This window comes from Labedella gwakjiensis (genome assembly GCF_003014675.1).
Taxonomy (GTDB): Bacteria; Actinomycetota; Actinomycetes; order Actinomycetales; family Microbacteriaceae; genus Labedella; species Labedella gwakjiensis.
Genome location: NZ_PYAU01000001.1, coordinates 1,872,627 through 1,890,604, shown reverse-complemented (window position 1 = coordinate 1,890,604; position 17,978 = coordinate 1,872,627). Strand labels below are relative to the sequence as shown.

The 17,978-nt window shown below is 70.7% G+C and carries 20 protein-coding genes; 9 read left to right on the top strand and 11 right to left on the bottom strand.

The window, feature by feature from the left end:
* Positions 1–126 precede the first annotated feature (126 nt).
* Positions 127–1,080, bottom strand: a complete 954-nt coding sequence (locus CLV49_RS08950) for an aldo/keto reductase (protein ID WP_106563234.1) — start codon at positions 1,078–1,080, stop codon at positions 127–129.
* Between the two features lie 157 nt (positions 1,081–1,237).
* On the opposite strand from CLV49_RS08950, the gene CLV49_RS08945 reads away from it, so the two are divergent.
* Positions 1,238–1,948 carry a hypothetical protein gene (locus tag CLV49_RS08945; RefSeq protein ID WP_243696632.1) on the top strand — a complete coding sequence of 237 codons (711 nt, stop codon included), beginning with the start codon at positions 1,238–1,240 and terminating at the stop codon, positions 1,946–1,948.
* A gap of 75 nt (positions 1,949–2,023) precedes the next feature.
* Here the strand turns inward: CLV49_RS08945 and CLV49_RS08940 are convergent, their stop codons facing one another.
* Together CLV49_RS08940 and CLV49_RS08935 are read right to left on the bottom strand one after the other, a co-directional pair.
* On the bottom strand, positions 2,024–2,287 hold the full coding sequence (locus CLV49_RS08940) for a hypothetical protein (RefSeq protein ID WP_127054364.1): 264 nt from the start codon (positions 2,285–2,287) through the stop codon (positions 2,024–2,026).
* Positions 2,288–2,369: 82 nt separating this feature from the next.
* Positions 2,370–2,846, bottom strand: coding sequence for a hypothetical protein (locus tag CLV49_RS08935; RefSeq protein ID WP_106563232.1), 477 nt, complete (start codon positions 2,844–2,846; stop codon positions 2,370–2,372).
* A gap of 190 nt (positions 2,847–3,036) precedes the next feature.
* Between CLV49_RS08935 and CLV49_RS08930 the strand changes: the two genes are divergently transcribed.
* Both CLV49_RS08930 and CLV49_RS08925 read left to right on the top strand, forming a co-directional pair.
* The gene (locus tag CLV49_RS08930) at positions 3,037–3,891 is read left to right on the top strand and encodes an amidohydrolase family protein (protein ID WP_158261937.1); all 855 of its coding nucleotides are present in this window, start codon (positions 3,037–3,039) and stop codon (positions 3,889–3,891) included.
* Positions 3,892–3,999: 108 nt separating this feature from the next.
* Positions 4,000–4,602: an LURP-one-related family protein gene (locus CLV49_RS08925; RefSeq protein ID WP_208019804.1), complete on the top strand. Its 603-nt coding sequence runs from the start codon at positions 4,000–4,002 to the stop codon at positions 4,600–4,602.
* Here CLV49_RS08925 and CLV49_RS08920 read toward each other — a convergent pair.
* The 4 genes from CLV49_RS08920 to CLV49_RS08905 form a co-directional block, all read right to left on the bottom strand.
* Positions 4,599–4,880, bottom strand: a complete 282-nt coding sequence (locus tag CLV49_RS08920; protein ID WP_106563230.1) for a winged helix-turn-helix transcriptional regulator — start codon at positions 4,878–4,880, stop codon at positions 4,599–4,601. The two genes, CLV49_RS08925 and CLV49_RS08920, sit on opposite strands and share 4 nt — an antisense overlap.
* The gene (locus tag CLV49_RS08915) at positions 4,877–5,281 is read right to left on the bottom strand and encodes a VOC family protein (RefSeq protein WP_106564981.1); all 405 of its coding nucleotides are present in this window, start codon (positions 5,279–5,281) and stop codon (positions 4,877–4,879) included. The genes CLV49_RS08920 and CLV49_RS08915 overlap by 4 nt, the downstream gene beginning before the upstream one ends.
* 95 nt (positions 5,282–5,376) lie before the next feature.
* A complete protein-coding gene (locus CLV49_RS08910) occupies positions 5,377–6,024 on the bottom strand; it encodes a histidine phosphatase family protein (protein ID WP_106563229.1) in 648 nt (215 codons plus the stop codon).
* Between the two features lie 10 nt (positions 6,025–6,034).
* Positions 6,035–6,613 carry a GNAT family N-acetyltransferase gene (locus CLV49_RS08905; RefSeq protein ID WP_106563228.1) on the bottom strand — a complete coding sequence of 193 codons (579 nt, stop codon included), beginning with the start codon at positions 6,611–6,613 and terminating at the stop codon, positions 6,035–6,037.
* A gap of 159 nt (positions 6,614–6,772) precedes the next feature.
* On the opposite strand from CLV49_RS08905, the gene CLV49_RS08900 reads away from it, so the two are divergent.
* The 3 genes from CLV49_RS08900 to CLV49_RS08890 all read left to right on the top strand — a co-directional run bounded on the left by CLV49_RS08900 (position 6,773) and on the right by CLV49_RS08890 (position 11,530).
* Positions 6,773–7,795 carry a 3-oxoacyl-ACP synthase III gene (locus CLV49_RS08900; RefSeq protein ID WP_106563227.1) on the top strand — a complete coding sequence of 341 codons (1,023 nt, stop codon included), beginning with the start codon at positions 6,773–6,775 and terminating at the stop codon, positions 7,793–7,795.
* Between the two features lie 85 nt (positions 7,796–7,880).
* Positions 7,881–10,562 (top strand): alpha/beta fold hydrolase, encoded by a 2,682-nt coding sequence (locus CLV49_RS08895; RefSeq protein ID WP_106564980.1) that lies wholly within the window; start codon positions 7,881–7,883, stop codon positions 10,560–10,562.
* A complete protein-coding gene (locus tag CLV49_RS08890; RefSeq protein ID WP_106564979.1) occupies positions 10,559–11,530 on the top strand; it encodes an NAD-dependent epimerase/dehydratase family protein in 972 nt (323 codons plus the stop codon). The genes CLV49_RS08895 and CLV49_RS08890 overlap by 4 nt, the downstream gene beginning before the upstream one ends.
* A 67-nt stretch (positions 11,531–11,597) precedes the next feature.
* Here CLV49_RS08890 and CLV49_RS08885 read toward each other — a convergent pair whose 3' ends face one another.
* Positions 11,598–13,241 (bottom strand): sensor histidine kinase, encoded by a 1,644-nt coding sequence (locus CLV49_RS08885; protein WP_127054366.1) that lies wholly within the window; start codon positions 13,239–13,241, stop codon positions 11,598–11,600.
* A 236-nt stretch (positions 13,242–13,477) separates the two neighbouring features.
* Here CLV49_RS08885 and CLV49_RS08880 point away from each other — a divergent pair, with 236 nt between their 5' ends.
* The 3 genes from CLV49_RS08880 (at position 13,478) to CLV49_RS08870 (ending at position 14,821) form a co-directional block, all read left to right on the top strand.
* Positions 13,478–13,891: a hypothetical protein gene (locus CLV49_RS08880; RefSeq protein WP_106563225.1), complete on the top strand. Its 414-nt coding sequence runs from the start codon at positions 13,478–13,480 to the stop codon at positions 13,889–13,891.
* 69 nt (positions 13,892–13,960) lie between these two features.
* Positions 13,961–14,323: an ArsR/SmtB family transcription factor gene (locus CLV49_RS08875; protein WP_106563224.1), complete on the top strand. Its 363-nt coding sequence runs from the start codon at positions 13,961–13,963 to the stop codon at positions 14,321–14,323.
* 9 nt (positions 14,324–14,332) lie between these two features.
* Positions 14,333–14,821 carry an SRPBCC family protein gene (locus CLV49_RS08870; protein ID WP_106563223.1) on the top strand — a complete coding sequence of 163 codons (489 nt, stop codon included), beginning with the start codon at positions 14,333–14,335 and terminating at the stop codon, positions 14,819–14,821.
* Between the two features lie 18 nt (positions 14,822–14,839).
* Here the strand turns inward: CLV49_RS08870 and CLV49_RS08865 are convergent, their stop codons facing one another.
* From CLV49_RS08865 to CLV49_RS08855, 3 genes are read right to left on the bottom strand one after another with little or no spacing between them, the layout of a single operon-like run.
* Positions 14,840–15,811 carry a siderophore-interacting protein gene (locus CLV49_RS08865; RefSeq protein WP_106563222.1) on the bottom strand — a complete coding sequence of 324 codons (972 nt, stop codon included), beginning with the start codon at positions 15,809–15,811 and terminating at the stop codon, positions 14,840–14,842.
* Between the two features lie 49 nt (positions 15,812–15,860).
* Positions 15,861–16,922, bottom strand: a complete 1,062-nt coding sequence (gene cds1 / locus CLV49_RS08860; RefSeq protein WP_106563221.1) for an L-cysteine desulfhydrase Cds1 — start codon at positions 16,920–16,922, stop codon at positions 15,861–15,863.
* Positions 16,919–17,959, bottom strand: coding sequence for a LacI family DNA-binding transcriptional regulator (locus CLV49_RS08855; RefSeq protein WP_106563220.1), 1,041 nt, complete (start codon positions 17,957–17,959; stop codon positions 16,919–16,921). The genes cds1 and CLV49_RS08855 overlap by 4 nt, the downstream gene beginning before the upstream one ends.
* Between the last annotated feature and the right edge of the window lie 19 nt (positions 17,960–17,978).

Here is a 17,978-nt window from a genome sequence, read left to right as displayed (position 1 = left end):
GCCCATGTTTCGCCCGCTCCCCTCCTCGCCCCGCCCCTCACACCCCAAAAAGATTTCGATACAGCCCGAAATTTCGTGCCGTATCGAAATCTTTTTGGGGTCAGGTTGGAGGGGTGAGGGGCGGGGTCAGGAGGCGGAGGCGGCGGAGAGGGAGGCGAGCTCGGCGGGGGTGAGCTCGAGCGTCGCCGAGGCGAGCAGGTCGGGCAGCTGCTCCAGGCGGCTCGCGCTCGCGATCGGCGCCACCACCGTGGGCTGCTCGCGAAGCCACGCGAGGGCGACCGTCGCGAGACTCGCGCCGTGCGCCTCTGCGACCACGTCGAGCGCCTCGATCACCGCGTCGCCGCGCGCGTTCAGGTACTCGGCAGCGCCGCCGGCGCGCGGGCTGTCCACCACGGCGCCGCCGCGGTACTTGCCCGTGAGGAAGCCCTTCGCGAGCGCGAAGTACGGGAAGACGCCGAGGTCGAAGCGCTCGGCGCGCTCGCGCAGGGCGCCCTCGAACTCGCGCTCCACGAGGTTGTAGTGCGGCTGAAGCGCGACGGGAGCGTGGAACCCGTTCGCCTCCGTGATCGCCATCCACTCGTCGATGCGCTCAGCCGTGTAGTTGGAGACCGCGATCGTGCGGATCTTGCCCGCGTCGACGAGACCGGAGAACGCCGCGACCGTGTCCTCGAGGGGGACGGAGTCGTCGTCGAAGTGGGCGTAGTAGACGTCGATCACGTCGGTCCCGAGGCGGGCGAGCGACGCGTCCGCGGCAGCACGCACGTTCTCGGGTGCGAGGCCGGCGAACTGCGGGTTGGTGCTCACCTTGGTGGCGATCACGAGGTCGTCGCGGCGACCGGTACGCGCGATCCACTCGCCGATGAGCGTCTCCGACTCCCCTCCCGTGTGGCCAGGCACCCAGTGGGAGTAGCCGTCCGCCGTGTCGACGAGGTTGCCGCCGCCGTCGGTGAACGCGTCGAGGATCGCGAAGGACGTGTCGCGGTCGGCCGTCCAGCCGAAGACGTTGCCGCCGAGCGCGAGCGGGAAGACGCGGACGTCGGAGCGGCCGATGGGAACGAGGGGAGTGGAAGAGGTCGTCATACGGAGTCCAACGCGTCGGACGCCGCGGCCTATTCCGGTGTCGACGAAGACGCGACCCACGGGCGGCGGCCGGGTATGGGGAGGAGTACCCCTCCCCATCGACCCGTCCCTTGGCCCGTCGTTAGCGTCGGAGGACAGCCGAGAGAAAGAGGACACCATGCACTCCGTGCGCACCATTCGTTCCCGCAGCCTGGCGGCAGCCGCCATCGCGTCGATCGGCATCCTGGGACTCGCCGGGTGCTCCACCGCCTCCGAGGAGCCGGCCGACGAGACCGAGCAGTCCGCCGCGCCCGAGCCCAGCGAGTCGGAGGAGTCGGAGGCACCAGCGGCCGAGGGCCAGCCCGCCTGGGCGAACCCCGTGACCGAGGGCGGCGAGCTCATCTCCACGATCGAGCTCGACGGCGGCATCACGGTCGAGGTCTACCAGGTGGGCACCACGGCGGCCACGAAGACCGGTCAGTTCGTGGACCCCGACACCAACGAGCCGATCATCGACGAGGGCGACGAGATCGTCTTCGTCAACTACGTCGTCTCCAACGCCGGCGACCCCGTCGACCTCGGGTCGAGCCTCGTGAGCGTCGACGCGCGGTACGACGACTGGCCCTACATGCAGGGCATGGACTCGGTCGTCGACGACGCCCTCTTCGAGGAGCAGGGCGTGAACACCGACGCGCTCGCCGACGGCGCCTACGTCGACCCGTCCGTGTACACGCTCGGCACCGGCGAGCAGTACTCGTACGGCGAGAACTTCCCGTACCAGGCGGATTCGCCGATCACGTTCGACGTGTCGGTGACGCCGGTGGACGCCGAGGGCGAGCTGCTCCACGACGACCGCATCGAGGCCGAGGGCACGGGCACGATCGCCTGACCTCGTCCCCTGCTATACCGAGACGGGGATGGCGCGCCACGGGGCGCGTCATCCCCGTCTCTCGCATCCGGATGCCTACGAGGTGTGAACGCGGGCGTACTCGTCGACCGTGAGCACGACGGTCTGGATCTTGCGGTTGACCACACGGATGACAACGACGATGAGCCACAGCCCGCCGGTGAGGAGCGTGAGCACGAGGTTCCAGAACCAGCCGATGCGCTTCTTCCGCTGCAGGACGGCGGTGGCGCCCGACACGGACGAGACGCTCCACCCGTTCTTGGCCCAACGGGCGACGGCCTCGTCGAGGGCGGCGATGCGCACGGGATCGATGTTCGACATGGTGACCTCCTCGGGATGGTCCATCGATCGTATCCAGCCCACCTGAGCGGACGACGGGGGTGGCGCGTCGGGCCGTGGGTGATCAGCCCTCGACGGGACCGACGCCGTCGTACGGTGTGATGAGACTCCAGGACCCGTCGGCGATTCCGTCCGTCCCGCTCGCACCGGCGTCCCTGAGGTAGACGCGCACGACGCCGTCGACGTCGAGCGGGTCCCCGTCCGGATAGGACGCCTCCGAACACGTCACGGGCGTCGCGACGACGCGGAGTCGGTCACCTGTTCGGATGTCGGTGTCGTCGAGTGGCGACACCACGTCGTCCACCTCGACGGTCCATGCGTTCGCCTCGTAGCCGAACATCTCCTCCGTGCCGTCCCGTTCGACCACACGAACGTCGGCCACGAGATCGGAATCCGCGATCCGCGCCTCGTCGTCGTCATAGGCGACCCAGTCGACGCACGTCTCCGTCGTGGTGCAGCCGCCGAGGACCGTCACCCCGAGGACGGCGGCGAGGGCCGCAGCGACGCGGGGCCAGGTCGTCGCGACACGTGTCGTTCCCATGGTCGTCCTCCCTGTCCTGTCCTCGCTGAGACGATGCGCGAGCCTCGTTCCACCCTGGCAGGAGACCCGGCCCCGCGCACGGCGACGGGTCGGGGCCGCGCCGCCGGGGCGACGCTCGTGGATGGCGCCGGATCCTGGAAGACTGGCCGACGGACCGGCGCGACGACGCGGCGGGGACGGAGGACCGGCCATGACGATCATCGACGCGCACCTGCACGTGTGGGACACCGCCCGCCTCGACTACGCCTGGCTCCGCGACGAGCCGCACATCGACCGCCCCATGGGCTTCGCCGAGCTCGCGGCCGAGCGGAAGCCATCGCCGCAGCACGTGGACGGCCTCGTGTTCGTGCAGGCCGACTGCCGCCCCGATCAGGCGATCGCCGAGGTGGAGTGGGTCACCTCCGTCGCGGCCGACGGCCCGATCGTGGGCATCGTCGCGTTCGCCCCGCTCGAGGACGGCGACGCCGTCTCGGCGCATCTCGACGAGCTCAAGGAACACGAGCTCGTCGTCGGCGTGCGGCGCCTCCTGCAGTCCGAGCCGGTCGGCTTCTCGGCGTCGGACGGCTTCCGCACCGGCGTACGGCTGCTCGCCCAGCGGGATCTCACCTTCGACGCGTGCGTCACGCACGACCAGATCGACGACGTGACGGCCCTGGCCGACGCGACCCCTGGCCTCCGCATCGTGCTCGACCACCTCGGCAAGCCGGATGCGGCACACCCCGAGTCGCTCGGGGCGTGGCGATCATCGCTCGTCGATCTCGCGCGCCGCTCGAACACGACGTGCAAGATCTCCGGGCTGCCCCCGCAGCTGGGAGACGGGGACTGGACGCCGGCCACCATCCGGCCGTGGCTCGACACCGCCCTCGAGGCCTTCGGCGCCGATCGGCTCCTGTTCGGCAGCGACTGGCCCGCGTCGAGCGGCCACACCACCTACGACCGCTGGCTCGACGCGGTGCTCGAGTGGTCCACTCCCCTCTCGGAGGACGAACGCGAGTCGCTCTTCTCCGGCACCGCCGTGCGAACGTACGGCCTCGACACACCCTGACCTGCGTCGGTGCCTGTCCGGGGCGGCCGCAGCCGGGCAGCGGTGCCCATCGTGCCGGACCCGGTCCGACCTCTACTGTCGGGAGAGCACACCGACCGGGAGGATCCCATGACCGACGCGACGTTCAGCCAGAACGCCCCTCAGCCGCACCCGCAGTACATCCCGCGCCTCTTCGTGAAGCAGCGTATCACCGCGATGGTGAACCGCTACGAGATCCGCACCGCGAACCCCGACGGCAGCGAGGGACAGATCATCGCGATGGCGCAGCAGAAGCGGCTCGCGTTCAAGGAACAGGTCACGTTCTTCGCCGACGAGGCGCGCACGCAGCCCGTCTTCTCCTTCAAGGCGAGGCAGCGGATGGACGTGGCGGCCACGTACGACGTGGTCGACGCCGACGGCACCCCGATCGGCTCGTTCCAGAAGGACTTCAAGGCGAGCCTGCTGCGGTCGAGCTTCCACTTCTCCGGCCCCGGCTTCGAGGCGTACGGGCAGGAGCGGAACCACGCGATCGCGATCATCCGTCGCTTCGTCGACCTGCCGTTCTCGTTCCACTTCGACTTCACGGACAAGCAGACGGGGCAGGTCGTCATGTCGAGCGAGCGCCAGTTCTCGCTGCGCGACCGCTACACCGTGGACGTGCACGACCAACGCATCGACTACAGGCTCGCGGCCGCGATGGCCGTGGGTCTCGACGCCCTGCTGCAGCGCTAGGCCCGCTCGGCACCCCATCGCCCGAGGGCCTCGATCGCGACGCGCAGAGCGAGCCCGCGATCGGTGAGCACGTAGGCGCGGGTGTTGTGCCGGAGGGGCAGCCGGGACAGCACGCCGGCTGCCTCCAGTTCCCGTAGGCGGGTCGCGAGGATGTTCGTCGGCACTCCCAGGTCGCGCTGCAGGTCGCCGTAACGCTGCGGCCCGTCGAGCAAGCGCTCCACGATGAGCAGAGCCCACCGCGCCCCGACGACGTCGAGGGCCGCCGCGAGGTCGCTCACGCGGTCTGGTCGGCTTCCGGCTTCATCCAGAACGGCGAATAGTGGTAGCCGTCGGGGTCGTCGAACTGACGCTGGTACATGAAGGGGTAGTCGTCGGTGTCGCCGATCCGACCGCCGGCGGCACCGGCGCGTTCGACGAGTTCGTCGACGGCCTCCCGGCTGCCGAGGTCGAACGAGACCGTGACCTTGGAGGGGGTCTCGGGTCCGCCGATCAGATCGTCGACACCCCCGACGCTCGCGTACATCTCGCGACTGCCGAGCATGACGTACTGCTCGGGTGCGATCGCGAAGCAGGACACGTTGTGGTCGGACATCTCGGCGTTGCGGGTCCACCCGAGGGCGGTGTAGAAGGCGGTGGCGCGGTCGACGCTCTTGACCGGGCAGGTGATGAAGAGGCTCATGGCGGTCATGCTTGCAAAATACAAGTAGGCCGTCAAGACCCCCGTCTGTCGCGCGGACGCCGGCGAGCGGCGAGCCGTCGGGACAGCGGCCTGAGCTAGAGGGCCTCGCCCGTGGGGTCGGGCGCCGTCTCGTCCTCGAGCTGCGTGCCGCCGAGCGGGTCGTCGTGCCACGAGACGCACTCCCAGCCGCCCGACGGCGAGCCCTCGAGCACGACCATCGCGGTGTTCGCGAGGGCACGATCGCGGGTGTTGTCCGCGTCGAGGTTGCCCGCCGCGTTCGCGCTCCACGCGCGGATCGCCGCACCGTGGCTGAAGAGGGCGACCGTGCCGTCGTGCTCGGCCGCGATCCGTTCGACGTCGGCGCCGAATCGCGCGAAGAACTCCGTGCCGCTCTCGCCGACGCGCGCCTCCGGGTCGGTCCACCACGACAGCAGCGTGCCCATGTACTCGTAGACGGCCTCCAGGTCGGAGCGCCCCTCGAGCCGGCCGGCGCTGATCTCGTGGATACCCGGGAGCTCCACGGGCTCGATGCCGAGAGTCGCGGCGAGAGGCGCGGCCGTGAGGTGCGTGCGCACCATGCGCGACACGTAGATCGCATCGATCTGCTCACCCTCGAGCGCCGGCGGCACCGCCGCGGCCTGGAGGCTGCCGAGCGGGGTGAGCCCGGGACCGGGGATGACGGTGCCGAGCGAGCCGCTCACATTGTCGGGGGTCTCGCCGTGACGGATGAGCAGGAGTCGCATTCCCCCTACGTTATCCGAGCGCCCTGGACGGGTCATCGGTGCCGTGGATGACGGTCGTGCCGCCGAGCTGCTTCGCGAGGGTCTCGAGCTCGACGACGACCCCCGGGCGGAGGAACACCGCGTGCTCCGCCGGGAACGGGGTGATCTCGCCAGTGCGCCTGTAGCCGCGGCGCTCGTACCAGGCGAGGAGATCGTCCCGCGTGCTGATGACGGTCATGATCATGGCGGTCGCACCGAGCACCTCCCGGGCGACGCGCTCGGCCTCCGCGAGCAGCGCCTTTCCGAGACCTGCGCCCTGGACGTTCGGCGACACGGCGAACAGGCCGAAATAGGCGGTGCGGCCCTGATCCGTCTCTCCCTGATCGGTCACGGTGCAGCACCCGACGACCGTGCCGTGGTCCTCGGCGACGATGAGCGTGTTCCCCGGGGACCGCATCGTCTCGCGGACGAGGGCCGCATCGGCACGCGGCCCCGTGAAGAGGTGCGCCTCCGTCGTCCACCCGGGTTCGCCACCCGTGCCGCGGTAGGCGTGGGCGACGAGCGCCACGATCGCGTCGACATCGTCTTCGGTTGCCGTCCTCGATTCCACCGCTCCACGCTACGCCGTCCCCGCACGAAGGGCCGCCCGACTCCTAGCACGTCGACGGGCCGGGCGGAACCTGAGAGCGCATGGCCCGACGTTCATATTCACAGGGATAAAATGATCCCTTGGTGAAACGAGCGTGACGGCTCGTTCGACGGAGGATTCGTGACAGGAAATGCGACGACCCGCTTCGACAACGTCTCCCTGTTGTCCGTCGCGAGCACACTGCCCACTCGGGTGACCACTTCGGACGACATCGAGGCTCGCCTCGCGTCCGCCCTCAAACGACTCAAATTGCACAGCGGACTGCTGCGCCGTGTCGCCGGTGTCCTCGAGCGCCGCAACTGGGCGGAGGGCGAGAGCACCGACGACGCCACGATCACCGCCGGCAAGCGCGCACTCGCCGAGGCCGGGGTCGACCCGTCCGATGTGGGCCTCCTCATCAACACCTCCGTCACCCGCAAGCACCTCGAGCCCTCCGTCGCCGTTCGCCTCCACCACGGCCTCGGTCTCCCCAGCTCGGCCATCAACTTCGACGTCGCCAACGCGTGCCTCGGCTTCGTCAACGGCATGAGCCTCGCGGCGAGCATGATCGAGTCCGGCCAGATCCGGTACGCGATCGTCGTGAACGGCGAGGACGCCGACGACATCCAGACCAACACGATCGACCGCCTGCTCCGTGAGGACGTCGACCGCGAGGGCTTCATGAGCGAGTTCGCGTCCCTCACGCTCGGCTCCGGCTCGGCCGCCGCTGTTCTCGGCCGCGCCGACGAGCACCCCGGCGGACACCGCATCCTCGGCGGCGTCACGCGCGCGGCCACCCAGTTCCACGAGCTGTGCGTGGGAAGCGTCGACGGCATGTTCACCGACGCGAAGGCTCTCCTCAAGGGCGGACTGGACCTCGTCGTGTCCGCGTGGAAGGAAGCGTCGACCGAGTGGGACTGGTCGAAGATGGACCGCTACATCACCCACCAGGTGTCGTCGGTGCACACCAACGCGATCGTGAAGGCCGCGAAGCTCGACCGCGACCGCGTGCCCACCACGTTCGGCAGATTCGGCAACGTCGGCCCCGCGTCGATCCCGATCACGCTCGTGGAGGAGCAGGAGACCCTCAAGAAGGGCGACCGCGTGCTGCTCATGGGCGTCGGTTCGGGCCTCAACACGGCGATGATGGAGCTCGCGTGGTGATCGCTCTCTTGAACAGAGCCTGCGCAACGATTCAGGACCCGGAGTGCTCGACGACGCGCCGGTGCTCCATGGGGCTCGCGTGGTGATGGAAGCTTCGCTTCCCCCCTCCGGACTCCCGGGGCTCGACCCCCGTTTCAGCAGGCTCCTCACGGTTCCCGGTCGTGGCGTCGACGCGGGCCGTTCGCGCGTCTGGCACCACCTCGACACGGGGCCATACCTGTCGGAGCGCGGCATCATGACGGCCGGCACGATCCTCGCGGTGCACGGCAACCCCACGTGGTCGTACCTGTGGCGGCGCGTCGTGTCCGAGACGGTCGCCGCGGCCGAGGCGGGCCGCCCGGCGTGGCGCGTCGTGGCCGTCGACCAGCTCGACATGGGCTTCTCGGAGCGCACCGGCGTGCACCGCCCGCTCCACCAGCGCGTCTCCGACCTCGCCGCCTTCACCGAGGCGCTCGCCCTCGACGGACCCATCGTGACCCTCGGCCACGACTGGGGCGGGGTCGTGTCGCTCGGCTGGGCCGTCGATCACACGCGGTCGCTCGCCGGCGTGATGATGCTCAACACGGCGATCCACCACCCCGAGGGCGTGCCGATCCCCGCGCCGCTCCGTCTCGCCGGGGCACGCGGAATGCTCGCGGCGTCCACCGTCCGCACCACGGCCTTCCTCGACACGACCCTCGCGCTCGCCTCCCCGTCGCTCACCCCGGAGGTGAAGGACGCGTACCGCGCGCCGTACCGCACCGCGGACCGCCGCGAGGCGATCGGCGGCTTCGTGGCCGACATCCCCGTGGACTCACGGCACGAGAGCTTCGCCGAGCTCGAGCGCATCGCGGCGGGCGTCTCGCGGCTCGACGTCCCGGCCCTCATGCTCTGGGGACCGAACGACCCGATCTTCAGCGACCGCTACCTCGACGATCTCGTCGACCGGATGCCGCACGCCGACGTGCACCGCTTCGAGGGAGCGAGCCACCTCGTCGCGGAGGACCGCCCGTACGCCACCGCCGTGATCGACTGGCTGGAGGACAACGGGGCTCGGCTCTCGGGGATCGACGACTCGTCGCCGCGCGAGGCAGCCGCGCGACCGACCACCTCGCCCGACGCGCCGCCGTTCGTGCCCCTGTGGCGCGGCCTCGACGACCGCCGCACGGACGATGCGATCGCCGTCATCGACATGGCACCGCGCGGCCGCGACACCCCGCTGCACGTCAGCTGGGCGCAGCTCGACGACCGCGTGCGCCGCATCGCCGCCGGCCTCCACCGCATCGGCGTGCGCAAAGGACACCGCGTCTCGCTGCTCGTCCAGCCCGGCCCGACGCTCACCGCCGTGATCTACGCGTGTCTGCGCATCGGCGCGGTCGTCGTGGTGGCGGATGCGGGGCTCGGACTCAAGGGACTCACGCGCGCCGTGCGCGGCTCCTGGCCCGACTTCGTCATCGGCGAGGCGCTCGGCCTGTCCGCGGCACGGGCGCTCGGCTGGCCAGGAGTCCGCATCTCCACGGCGCGACTGCCCCGGGCGTCGCGGGCGACGCTCGGCGTCCCGCACAGCCTCGCCGACATCCTCGAGCGCGGCACCGGCGCCCCCATCCCGGCTCCGCCCGGCCCGGACGACGAGGCCGCGATCCTCTTCACCTCCGGTTCCACGGGCCCCGCGAAGGGCGTCGTCTACACGCACGGCGAGCTCTCGGCCCTGCGCGACGTCCTCGCCGCGCACTTCGAGGTGACTCCGGACACCGGCCTCGTCACGGGCTTCGCCCCCTTCGCGCTGCTCGGGCCGGCCCTCGGCACCCACTCCGTGACACCCGACATGGACGTGTCCGCTCCGCGCACCCTCACGGCATCGGCCGTCGCCGCAGCGGTGCGCGCGTCCGACGGCAAGATCGTGTTCCTCTCCCCCGCCGCGATCCTCAACGTCGTCGCCACGGCGGACGCTCTCACGGCGGAGGACCGCGCGGCGCTCGCCCGCGTGCGCACGTTCCTCTCCACGGGGGCGCCGATCGGGGAGCAGCTTCTCGCCTCGGCCGCCGATCTCATGCCGAACGCGACGCCCCACACCCCCTACGGCATGACGGAGTGCCTCCTCGTGACCGACGTCACGCTCGACGGCATCCGCGTCGCAGCCGACGCTCCGGACGACGGCGTGTGCGTCGGACGCCCCATCGGATCGAACCGCGTGCTCGTGAGCGCGCTCGACGCCTCGGGGAAGGCGACGGGCGAACCGAGCGCAGACGCTGGTGTCCTCGGCGAGTTCGTGATCTCCGCCCCGCACCTCAAGGACCACTACGACCGGCTCTGGCTCACGGACCGCACCGCGGAGCGCGGCACTCCGTCCGCCTCCGACGCCGGGTCCGGCGAGCGCTGGCACCGCACGGGTGACGTCGGACACCTCGACGCCGACGGCCGCGTCTGGGTGGAGGGGCGCCTGCAGCACGTGATTGTCGCCTCCGACGGTCCGGTCGCGCCGGTGGGGGCCGAGCAGGACGTGGAACGCATCGCGGAGGTGCGCCGCGCCGCCGTTGTCGGCGTCGGCCCTGAGGGACTGCGTCAGGCGGTCGCCGTCGTCGAGACGCTTCCGTCGGCCGGGCGCCCTGGCCTCGCCTCCCCCGAGCTGACGCGCGCCGTGCGCGAGAGCACGTCGCTCCCGATCGTCGCGGTGCTCGTCGTGCCGCAGCTGCCCACGGACATCCGCCACAATTCGAAGATCGACCGCTCGCGGCTGTCCGTGTGGGCGGAGCGCACCCTCTCGGGCGGGAAGCCGACCGCGCCGTGATCGTCCTCGTCACGGGTGCATCGGGCTTCCTCGGCGGAGCGGTCGCGGCCGAGCTCGTCGCCGCCGGCCACACGGTCCGCGCATTGCAGCGGCGTCCCACCGGCGTCTCCGGAGTGACGGACGTGCTGGGATCCGTCACGGATCCGGAGCTCGTCGATCGGGCGGTCGACGGCGTCGAGGGCGTCGTGCACCTCGCGGCCAAGGTGTCGCTCGCGGGTGACCCGCGCGAGTTCCACACCGTCAATGTGGGCGGCACGCGACTGCTGCTCGACGCCGCCGAGCGCGCGGGCGTCTCGCGGTTCGTCCAGGTGTCCTCCCCGTCCGTGGCGCACGCCGGCTCCGCTCTCGCGGGCGTCGGCGCCGAGCCCGCGTCACCGGAGCACGCGCGGGGCGACTACGCGCGCACGAAGGCCGAGGCCGAGCTCGTGGCCCTCGCTCGCGACTCCGCCGCGATGCGTGTGGTCGCCGTCCGTCCGCACCTCGTGTGGGGCCCGGGCGACACGCAGCTCGTGGAGCGGATCGTCGACCGCGCGCGCCGCGGGCGCCTCCCCCTGCTCGACGGCGGCACGGCCCTCATCGACTCGACCTACGTCGACAATGCGGCCTCGGCGATCGTCGCCGCCCTGCACCGCGCGGACGTAGCGCACGGCAACGCGTACGTGATCACGAACGGGGAGCCCCGTCCCGTCGGTGACCTGCTCGCGGGGATCTGCCTGGCCGCCGGCGTCACCCCGCCGCGATGGAGCGTACCCGCCGGGCTCGCGCGCGCCGCGGGATCCGCGATCGAGCGCGTGTGGGCGATCCGTCCCGGCACCGACGAGCCGCCCATGACGCGCTTCCTCGCGGAGCAGCTCTCCACGGCCCACTGGTTCGACCAGCGCGACACCCGCCGCGACCTCGACTGGACGCCGTCGGTCACGCTGGACGAGGGGCTCTCGCGGCTCGCGGCCCACTACGCCGCCCGCTGAACCTCGGTAGCCGCCGGAACCGGCCGCAGGAAGATGTTTCGCCGGCTCACCGGTGTGCAGGTGTCCGTCAGACGGTCTTGTCGCGGGGGATCGCCACGGTGACCCGTGATCCTCGACCCTCCGCACTCGCCACACTCACGCGGCCCCGGTGACCGTCGATCGTGTTCTTCACCATCGCGAGCCCGAGGCCGAACCCCTGGATCGCACTCGATCGAGCGAACGGGGTCCGGTAGAAGCGGTCGAACATCTGGGCACGCTCTCCCCGGTCGAGCCCGGGCCCGCGGTCGTGCACCGAGACGATGACCTCGGCGTCCGTGGTGTCCAGCTCGACCGTGATGCGCGACTCCGGCGGACTGAACTTGATCGCGTTGGTCAGGAGTTCGGTGAACGCCTGCCGCAGCTGCCCCGGGTCCCCCTGCACCCAGGCCGTCGCGGCGTGCGTGCGCCGGACGTCGACGAGGTGTCCCCGCGCCGTTGCGAGCTCCGACACCGCGCTCACCGCGTCGTCGACGATCGCACCCAGATGGATCGACCGCGGGTCGACGACTGTCTCGGACTCCGTCGCCGCGAGGAGGTCGGCGATGCGGTCGCGCAGGGTCTTCGTATTGCGCGAGATCACTTCCAGATAGCGGGCGCTCGTCGTGTCCGTCACCGCCAGCGAGTCCTCCAGCAGCTCGAGATAGCCGGTCATGCTCGTGAGCGGCGTGCGGAGCTCGTGCGAGACCGTCGTGAGGAACTCCTCCCGGATGTCGATCGCCTGGGCGAGCTCGGTGATGTCGTAGGCCACGATCACCGTGCCGAGGAGGTCCCCGTCGGGGCGATGGACCCGACGCGCGGATGCCATGATGGCCACCTGGGCACCGGCCGGACCGAGCCACTCGACGTGCTCGTCGATCGCCTCGCCGCGGAGTGCCCGCGGGATGATCTGCTGGTCGAAGGGGATCGTCGTGGTGCGGTCGGCGGCGAGGACGTTCACGCCGGCGTACGGCGGCTCGTCGAGCCGGAACCCGACGAGTCCGACGAGAGCGGAGGCTGAGTCGTTCGCGACGACGAGCCGATTGTCCGCATCGTAGAACGCGACGCCGGCCGTGACGGTGTCGAGGATCGCGCGCGACAACAGCTCGTTGTCGTGGGAGTCGCGCAGCGCCTTCGCCTGGGAGTCGAGCGCGACGAGCAACCGCTGCCGATTCCGTCGGAGCTGAGAGGACGCGACATTGACGACGATCGCCACGGCGATGATGAGAGCGGGCAAGGTGATGACGTTGGCCCACTGCAGAGCGGTCGAGGGCCAGGTGCCGTTGTAGGCGAATTCGTACGAGGTGATGAAGAGAGCGCCACCCACGGCGAGCAGGATCGCCGGACGACCGAACCCGTACGAGAGCCACAGGATGGGGAAGATCGCGAGCATGCCGATGGAGGGGATGTCGTCGAGGAGTTCCGCCCGGATGAACGCCACACCAGCGATGTCGACGACGGCCACGGAGATGAGCGAGGAGGGAGAGACTGTCTCCCACGGCACGGCCGCAGCCGCGATCGACGCCGCCACGATCGATCCGACGCCGAGGAGGAACACGGAGCTCGTCAATGCCGACGGCACCGCGACGACGGCGACCACGAACACGAAGACCGTCGCCAGCAGCAGGGGAAGCTGCGCTCGGACGAATACCCGCAGCCGACCGCGCGGCGTCGCCTCCTGCTCGAACAACGGCACAACGACCTCCACGATGCGGGGCGGATCGTCACCCCGGCATCCCCATGATGGCGTCTTCCAGCCGCGGTCGCCTCCACCGACGGGGGCCTTGATTCGACGCACCGTCGAGTGCAGGCGAGCTCCGATGTCACCGGCATTGGGGGGTGCCGGCTCGCTGCCGGTGGGATGCAATGAGAGAGCCGCGTGTTCCGCTGGCCGCGCCCGTCGCCGGGCGTGACGTTCGCCAGAGAGACACCATGAGCATCGACCGTATTGACGCAACTCCCGTTCCGGCCGCCGCACCCGCGATCGTCGAGCGACGCGACGTCAGCCGCCCGCGCCGAACGTCGGAGGCCGAGCTCTTCCTCACGTGGGTCGATCCGGTCGTCACGGGCGAGCTCCACACCCCGTCCGGACTCGCCATCGGCAACGCCGGCCGACGGGCCGCTCACGACGTCTCGGTCGACTCCCCCGCGGGCGAGAGCATCTCCGCGGCACGCCTCGCCCGCTCGGGCCGCCTCCTCGTCGCCTCGGTCGACGAGCCGGGATCGATCGCCGCCGTCGTCACGACAGGAACGGTCTTCGTGGACTGGACGGACCGCAACGGCGACCGCCGCACGGACTGGCTGCGCGTGCCGCCGCTCCCCGCCCGGTTCTCCGCTCGCGCCTGACCTCTCGACGATCCCCTCTCGACGACTCCCTCTCGACAGTCGCGGAAGCACGTCGTAACATACAACCAAATGGTTGTAGATGAGCTGACCCAGGAGGAGACCGACCGTCTCTTCCTCGCCCTGGCGGACGCCACCCGCCGGGACATCGTCGAGCGTGTCCTCGTGGAAGGCATGTCGGTCTCGAGGCTGTCGTCGCAGTACGCGATGAGCTTCGCGGCCGTGCAGAAACACGTCGCCGTGCTCGAGCGCGCGCACCTCGTCGTCAAGCAGAAGAACGGGAGGGAGCAGATCGTCCACGCGGACGTGACGACTCTCCGACGCGCGAGCGCCCTCCTCGAGCACTTCGAGACCCTCTGGCGACAGCGCGTGAACCGGATGGAAGATATCCTCGCCGACGACCCGCCGCAGACGGACGCCGACGACCGACCCTGAGGAGACACCATGCCCGTCATCAGCACGGACATCGACACCGGCGAGCTCACGATGACGCTCGTCGCGGAGTTCGCGGCAGACACCGCCCGCGTCTGGCAGCTGTGGGCGGACCCGCGCCAGCTCGAGCGCTGGTGGGGACCGCCCACCTGGCCGGCCACCTTTACGGCGCACGACCTGCGCCCCGGAGGGACCACCCGCTACTACATGACCGGCCCAGACGGCGACACCGCCGCGGGCGAGTGGGAGTTCACGGCCGTGGACGAGCCGTCCTCCCTCGCCTTCGACGACTACTTCGCGGACGAGAACGGCGAGCGCTCGCGCGATATGCCCGTCTCCCACATGTCGGCCGAGCTCGACTCGGCGGGCGACGAGCGGACCCGGATGACGATCGTGACGCGCTTCGAGAGCATCGAGCAGCTCCAGCAGCTCACGGAGATGGGCATGGAAGAAGGCATGCGCGAGGCCGTGTCGCAGATCGACGCGCTCCTCGCGGGTTGAGCCGCAAGGGCGTGCCGGTCAGCCGCCGAGTTCCGGGCGGCCCTCTCGCCAGTACCCCATGAAGGCGACGGAACGGCGGTCGACGCCGAGTTCGGAGACGAGGAGGCGGCGCAGCGTCTTGATGACGCTCGCCTCCCCCGCGAGCCACGCGTAGAACGGCGCGCGCTCACCGAGGGCGGCGCCGCCGGTCTCGGAGACGGGCACCTCCCACAGCAGCCCGGCGTCGATGTCGACGTCTTCGAGGGGTGCGTTCGCGATGCGCTCGGCCCGCGCGATGAGCTCGCATTCCTCCAGCACGCGCGGCGCGCGGCGGCGCAGCTCCGGCTCGAGGAGCGTTCCGACCTTCGCGTCGCCGCGGGCCAGGATGACGACCTCGACGTGCTCGGGAGCGCTGCGGATCACGACGGCATCGTCGGCGTGCGGCACCTCGATGACGGCGATGCCGCACGCGTCGGCGGGGAGCCGCTCGAGGATGCCGGCGATCGCCGGAGCGGCGGTCTCGTCACCGGCGAGCATCACCCGATCGACGCGCTCCGGGGCGTGCCAGTCCACTCCACCGTGCACGTCGGGGTAGTGCGCGCACGGCGCGTTGACGATGATGCGGTCTCCGGGCTGCGCGTCGAGCACCCAGGACGACGCCGGGCCGAGGCGACCGTGCAGGGCGATGTCCACGTCGAACTCGGCGAGCTCCGAGCGCACCTCGCGGATCGTGTACGTGCGCATCGGCATGCGCTTCTCGTCCGACAGCTCGCGCCAGCGCTGGTACCAGGTGGTCGGCTCGAGGGAGAATTCGTCGACGCTCGCCGTCTCCGTGGGGAGCAGGAACTTGATGCGCTGGTCGTAGCGATTGTCGGCGATGCCGTCGCAGAGCGGACCGGTGAAGGTGACGCGACGATACGTCGGGCTGATCGTCTCGATCCGTTTGACCTCGACCTCGAAGAGGCGGAAGGGGATCGGGGCGTGTTCGGTCCGGTCGTCGAGAAGCGTCATGGTAAGGAAAGCCTAACCTGACGAATGCCGACGCGCCAAGGGCGTGTTCTCAGTCCCCCCAGACGCCGGTCTCGAGGAAGCGCTCCATCCGTTCGTGGTGCGGGGCGAGGTCCCAGCCCTGCCGCGCCACCCACTCGTCGTCGTAGTAGGTGCCGGCGTAGCGCGCGCCTCCGTCGCAGATGAGGGTGACGATGCTGCCCTCATCGCCCGCGGCGCGCATGCGCGCGACGAGCTGGAACGCCCCGACGAGGTTCGTGCCCGTCGACCCACCGGCCCAGTGGAGCGTGCGCTCGCGCAGGAGCCGGATGGCCGCGATCGAGGCGGCGTCCGGGATCTGCAGCATCTCGTCGATGACGCCGGGCACGAACGACGGCTCGACCCGGGGGCGGCCGATCCCCTCGATCCGGCTCGGCGTGCCCGTCGTGTGGCCGGCATCGCCCGTGCGCCAGCCGCCGAAGAAGGCCGAGCCCTCGGGGTCGACGACGGCGACGCGCGTCGGGTAGCGGCGGTACGTCACGTAGCGGCCGAAGGTCGCGCTCGTGCCCCCGGTTCCCGCGCCCACGACGATCCAGCTCGGAACCGGATGCCGCTCCAGCGCGAGCTGGGAGAAGACGCTCTCGGCGATGTTGTTGTTGCCCCGCCAGTCCGTGGCCCGTTCGGCGTAGGTGAACTGATCGAGGTAGTAGCCGCCGCTCTCGGCCGCGAGCCTCTCGGCCTCGCCGTACATGTCCGTCCCACTGTCGACGAAGTGGCAGCGGCCTCCGGCGAACTCGATGAGCTGGATCTTCTCCGGACTCGTCGACCGCGGTACGACGGTGAGGAAGGGCAGGCCCAGCATGCGGGCGAAGTAGGCCTCGGATACGGCCGTCGACCCGCTCGAGGCCTCGACGAGCGTCGTCCCCTCGTGGATGCGACCGTTCACGAGCCCGTAGAGGATGAGCGACCGCGCCAGCCGGTGCTTGAGCGAACCCGTCGGGTGCACCGACTCGTCCTTGAGGTAGAGGTCGATGCCCCACTCGCGCGGCAGCGGGAAGATGTGCAGGTGCGTGTCGGCGCTGCGCGTGGCGTCGGCTTCCAGCAGGGCGATCGCGGTACTGGTCCAGGAGCTCACGGTCTCGAGCGTACCGGGGGCGGCGACCAGTCCCCGGGGGCACTCTCCCTGACCACGAGCCGGTGCCCGACCGTCACGTGGCGGCCGGGCCCGTCGAAGCCGTCGAGGCGTTCGAGGAGGAGGTCGAGGGAACGCTCCGCGAGGGCTCGGGTGTCGGGGCCGACGGACGTGAGACTCGGCACGAGGCTCTCCCCGAGATCGATCGCGTCCCAGCCCACGACGGCCACGTCGCCGGGAACATCGAGGTCGTGGCGCCGCAGCGCGCGGAGGGCGCCGATGGCGGCGAGGTCCTCGCGGCAGAGGAGCGCATCCACTCGCAGTCCACCGTCGAGCGCCGCGGCGAGGGCCGCCTCCGCCCCCACGGCCGCGACGCCGTCGCGCGGAACGAGCAGCGACGGGTCGGCGGGGAGCCCCGCGGCCTCGAGCGCGTTCCGGTACCCCTCGAGTCGGAGGCTGGATGTGCGCGAGAGCGTCCCAGCCTCGTGGCCGAGGAAGCCGATACGCGTGCGACCCGAGGCGACGAGGTGCCGGACGGCCTCCTCGGCGGCCACGACGTTGTCGATCGCCACCTGATCGGCTCCGACCGGCGGCGGATCCTCGCCGAGGAAGACGATGGGGACGCCTCTCCGTTGCTCGTCGAGCCGCTCGGCGGAGAGCGCCTGCGGGTGCATCACGAGGCCGTCGACGATGCCGGCCTCGCGATCGTGGAGCACCGCTTGCTCGCCGTCCTCGGTTCCGCCCGTCTCCATCAGCAGGAGCCTGTAGTCGCGCTCCTCGGCGACGCGGGCGAACACGTGGGCGAGCTCCGCGAAGTAGGGGCGGCGGAGGTCGGGGAACGCGAGCCCGAGCATGTGAGAGCGGCCGGTGGCGAGGTTCCGGCCGATGCGGTTGGGGCGATACCCGAGCTCGTCGATCGCGGCCTGCACGCGTTCCCGCATCGCCGGACTCACGTGACGGAAGCCGCGCACCACGTTCGACACGGTCTTCATCGAGACGCCGGCGCGCTGCGCGACGTCCTTGAGTGTGACCTGGTGCATCCTCGCAGGTTACCGTTGA

Bases quoted from the DNA above. Each gene is read 5' to 3' on its own strand.
- CLV49_RS08950 (WP_106563234.1), bottom strand. From the start codon at position 1,080: ATGACGACCTCTTCCACTCCCCTCGTTCCCATCGGCCGCTCCGACGTC.
- CLV49_RS08945 (WP_243696632.1), top strand. From the start codon at position 1,238: ATGCACTCCGTGCGCACCATTCGTTCCCGCAGCCTGGCGGCAGCCGCC.
- CLV49_RS08940 (WP_127054364.1), bottom strand. From the start codon at position 2,287: ATGTCGAACATCGATCCCGTGCGCATCGCCGCCCTCGACGAGGCCGTC.
- CLV49_RS08935 (WP_106563232.1), bottom strand. From the start codon at position 2,846: ATGGGAACGACACGTGTCGCGACGACCTGGCCCCGCGTCGCTGCGGCC.
- CLV49_RS08930 (WP_158261937.1), top strand. From the start codon at position 3,037: ATGACGATCATCGACGCGCACCTGCACGTGTGGGACACCGCCCGCCTC.
- CLV49_RS08925 (WP_208019804.1), top strand. From the start codon at position 4,000: ATGACCGACGCGACGTTCAGCCAGAACGCCCCTCAGCCGCACCCGCAG.
- CLV49_RS08915 (WP_106564981.1), bottom strand. From the start codon at position 5,281: ATGAGCCTCTTCATCACCTGCCCGGTCAAGAGCGTCGACCGCGCCACC.
- CLV49_RS08910 (WP_106563229.1), bottom strand. From the start codon at position 6,024: ATGCGACTCCTGCTCATCCGTCACGGCGAGACCCCCGACAATGTGAGC.
- CLV49_RS08895 (WP_106564980.1), top strand. From the start codon at position 7,881: ATGGAAGCTTCGCTTCCCCCCTCCGGACTCCCGGGGCTCGACCCCCGT.
- CLV49_RS08880 (WP_106563225.1), top strand. From the start codon at position 13,478: ATGAGCATCGACCGTATTGACGCAACTCCCGTTCCGGCCGCCGCACCC.
- CLV49_RS08875 (WP_106563224.1), top strand. From the start codon at position 13,961: ATGGTTGTAGATGAGCTGACCCAGGAGGAGACCGACCGTCTCTTCCTC.
- CLV49_RS08870 (WP_106563223.1), top strand. From the start codon at position 14,333: ATGCCCGTCATCAGCACGGACATCGACACCGGCGAGCTCACGATGACG.
- CLV49_RS08865 (WP_106563222.1), bottom strand. From the start codon at position 15,811: ATGACGCTTCTCGACGACCGGACCGAACACGCCCCGATCCCCTTCCGC.
- CLV49_RS08855 (WP_106563220.1), bottom strand. From the start codon at position 17,959: ATGCACCAGGTCACACTCAAGGACGTCGCGCAGCGCGCCGGCGTCTCG.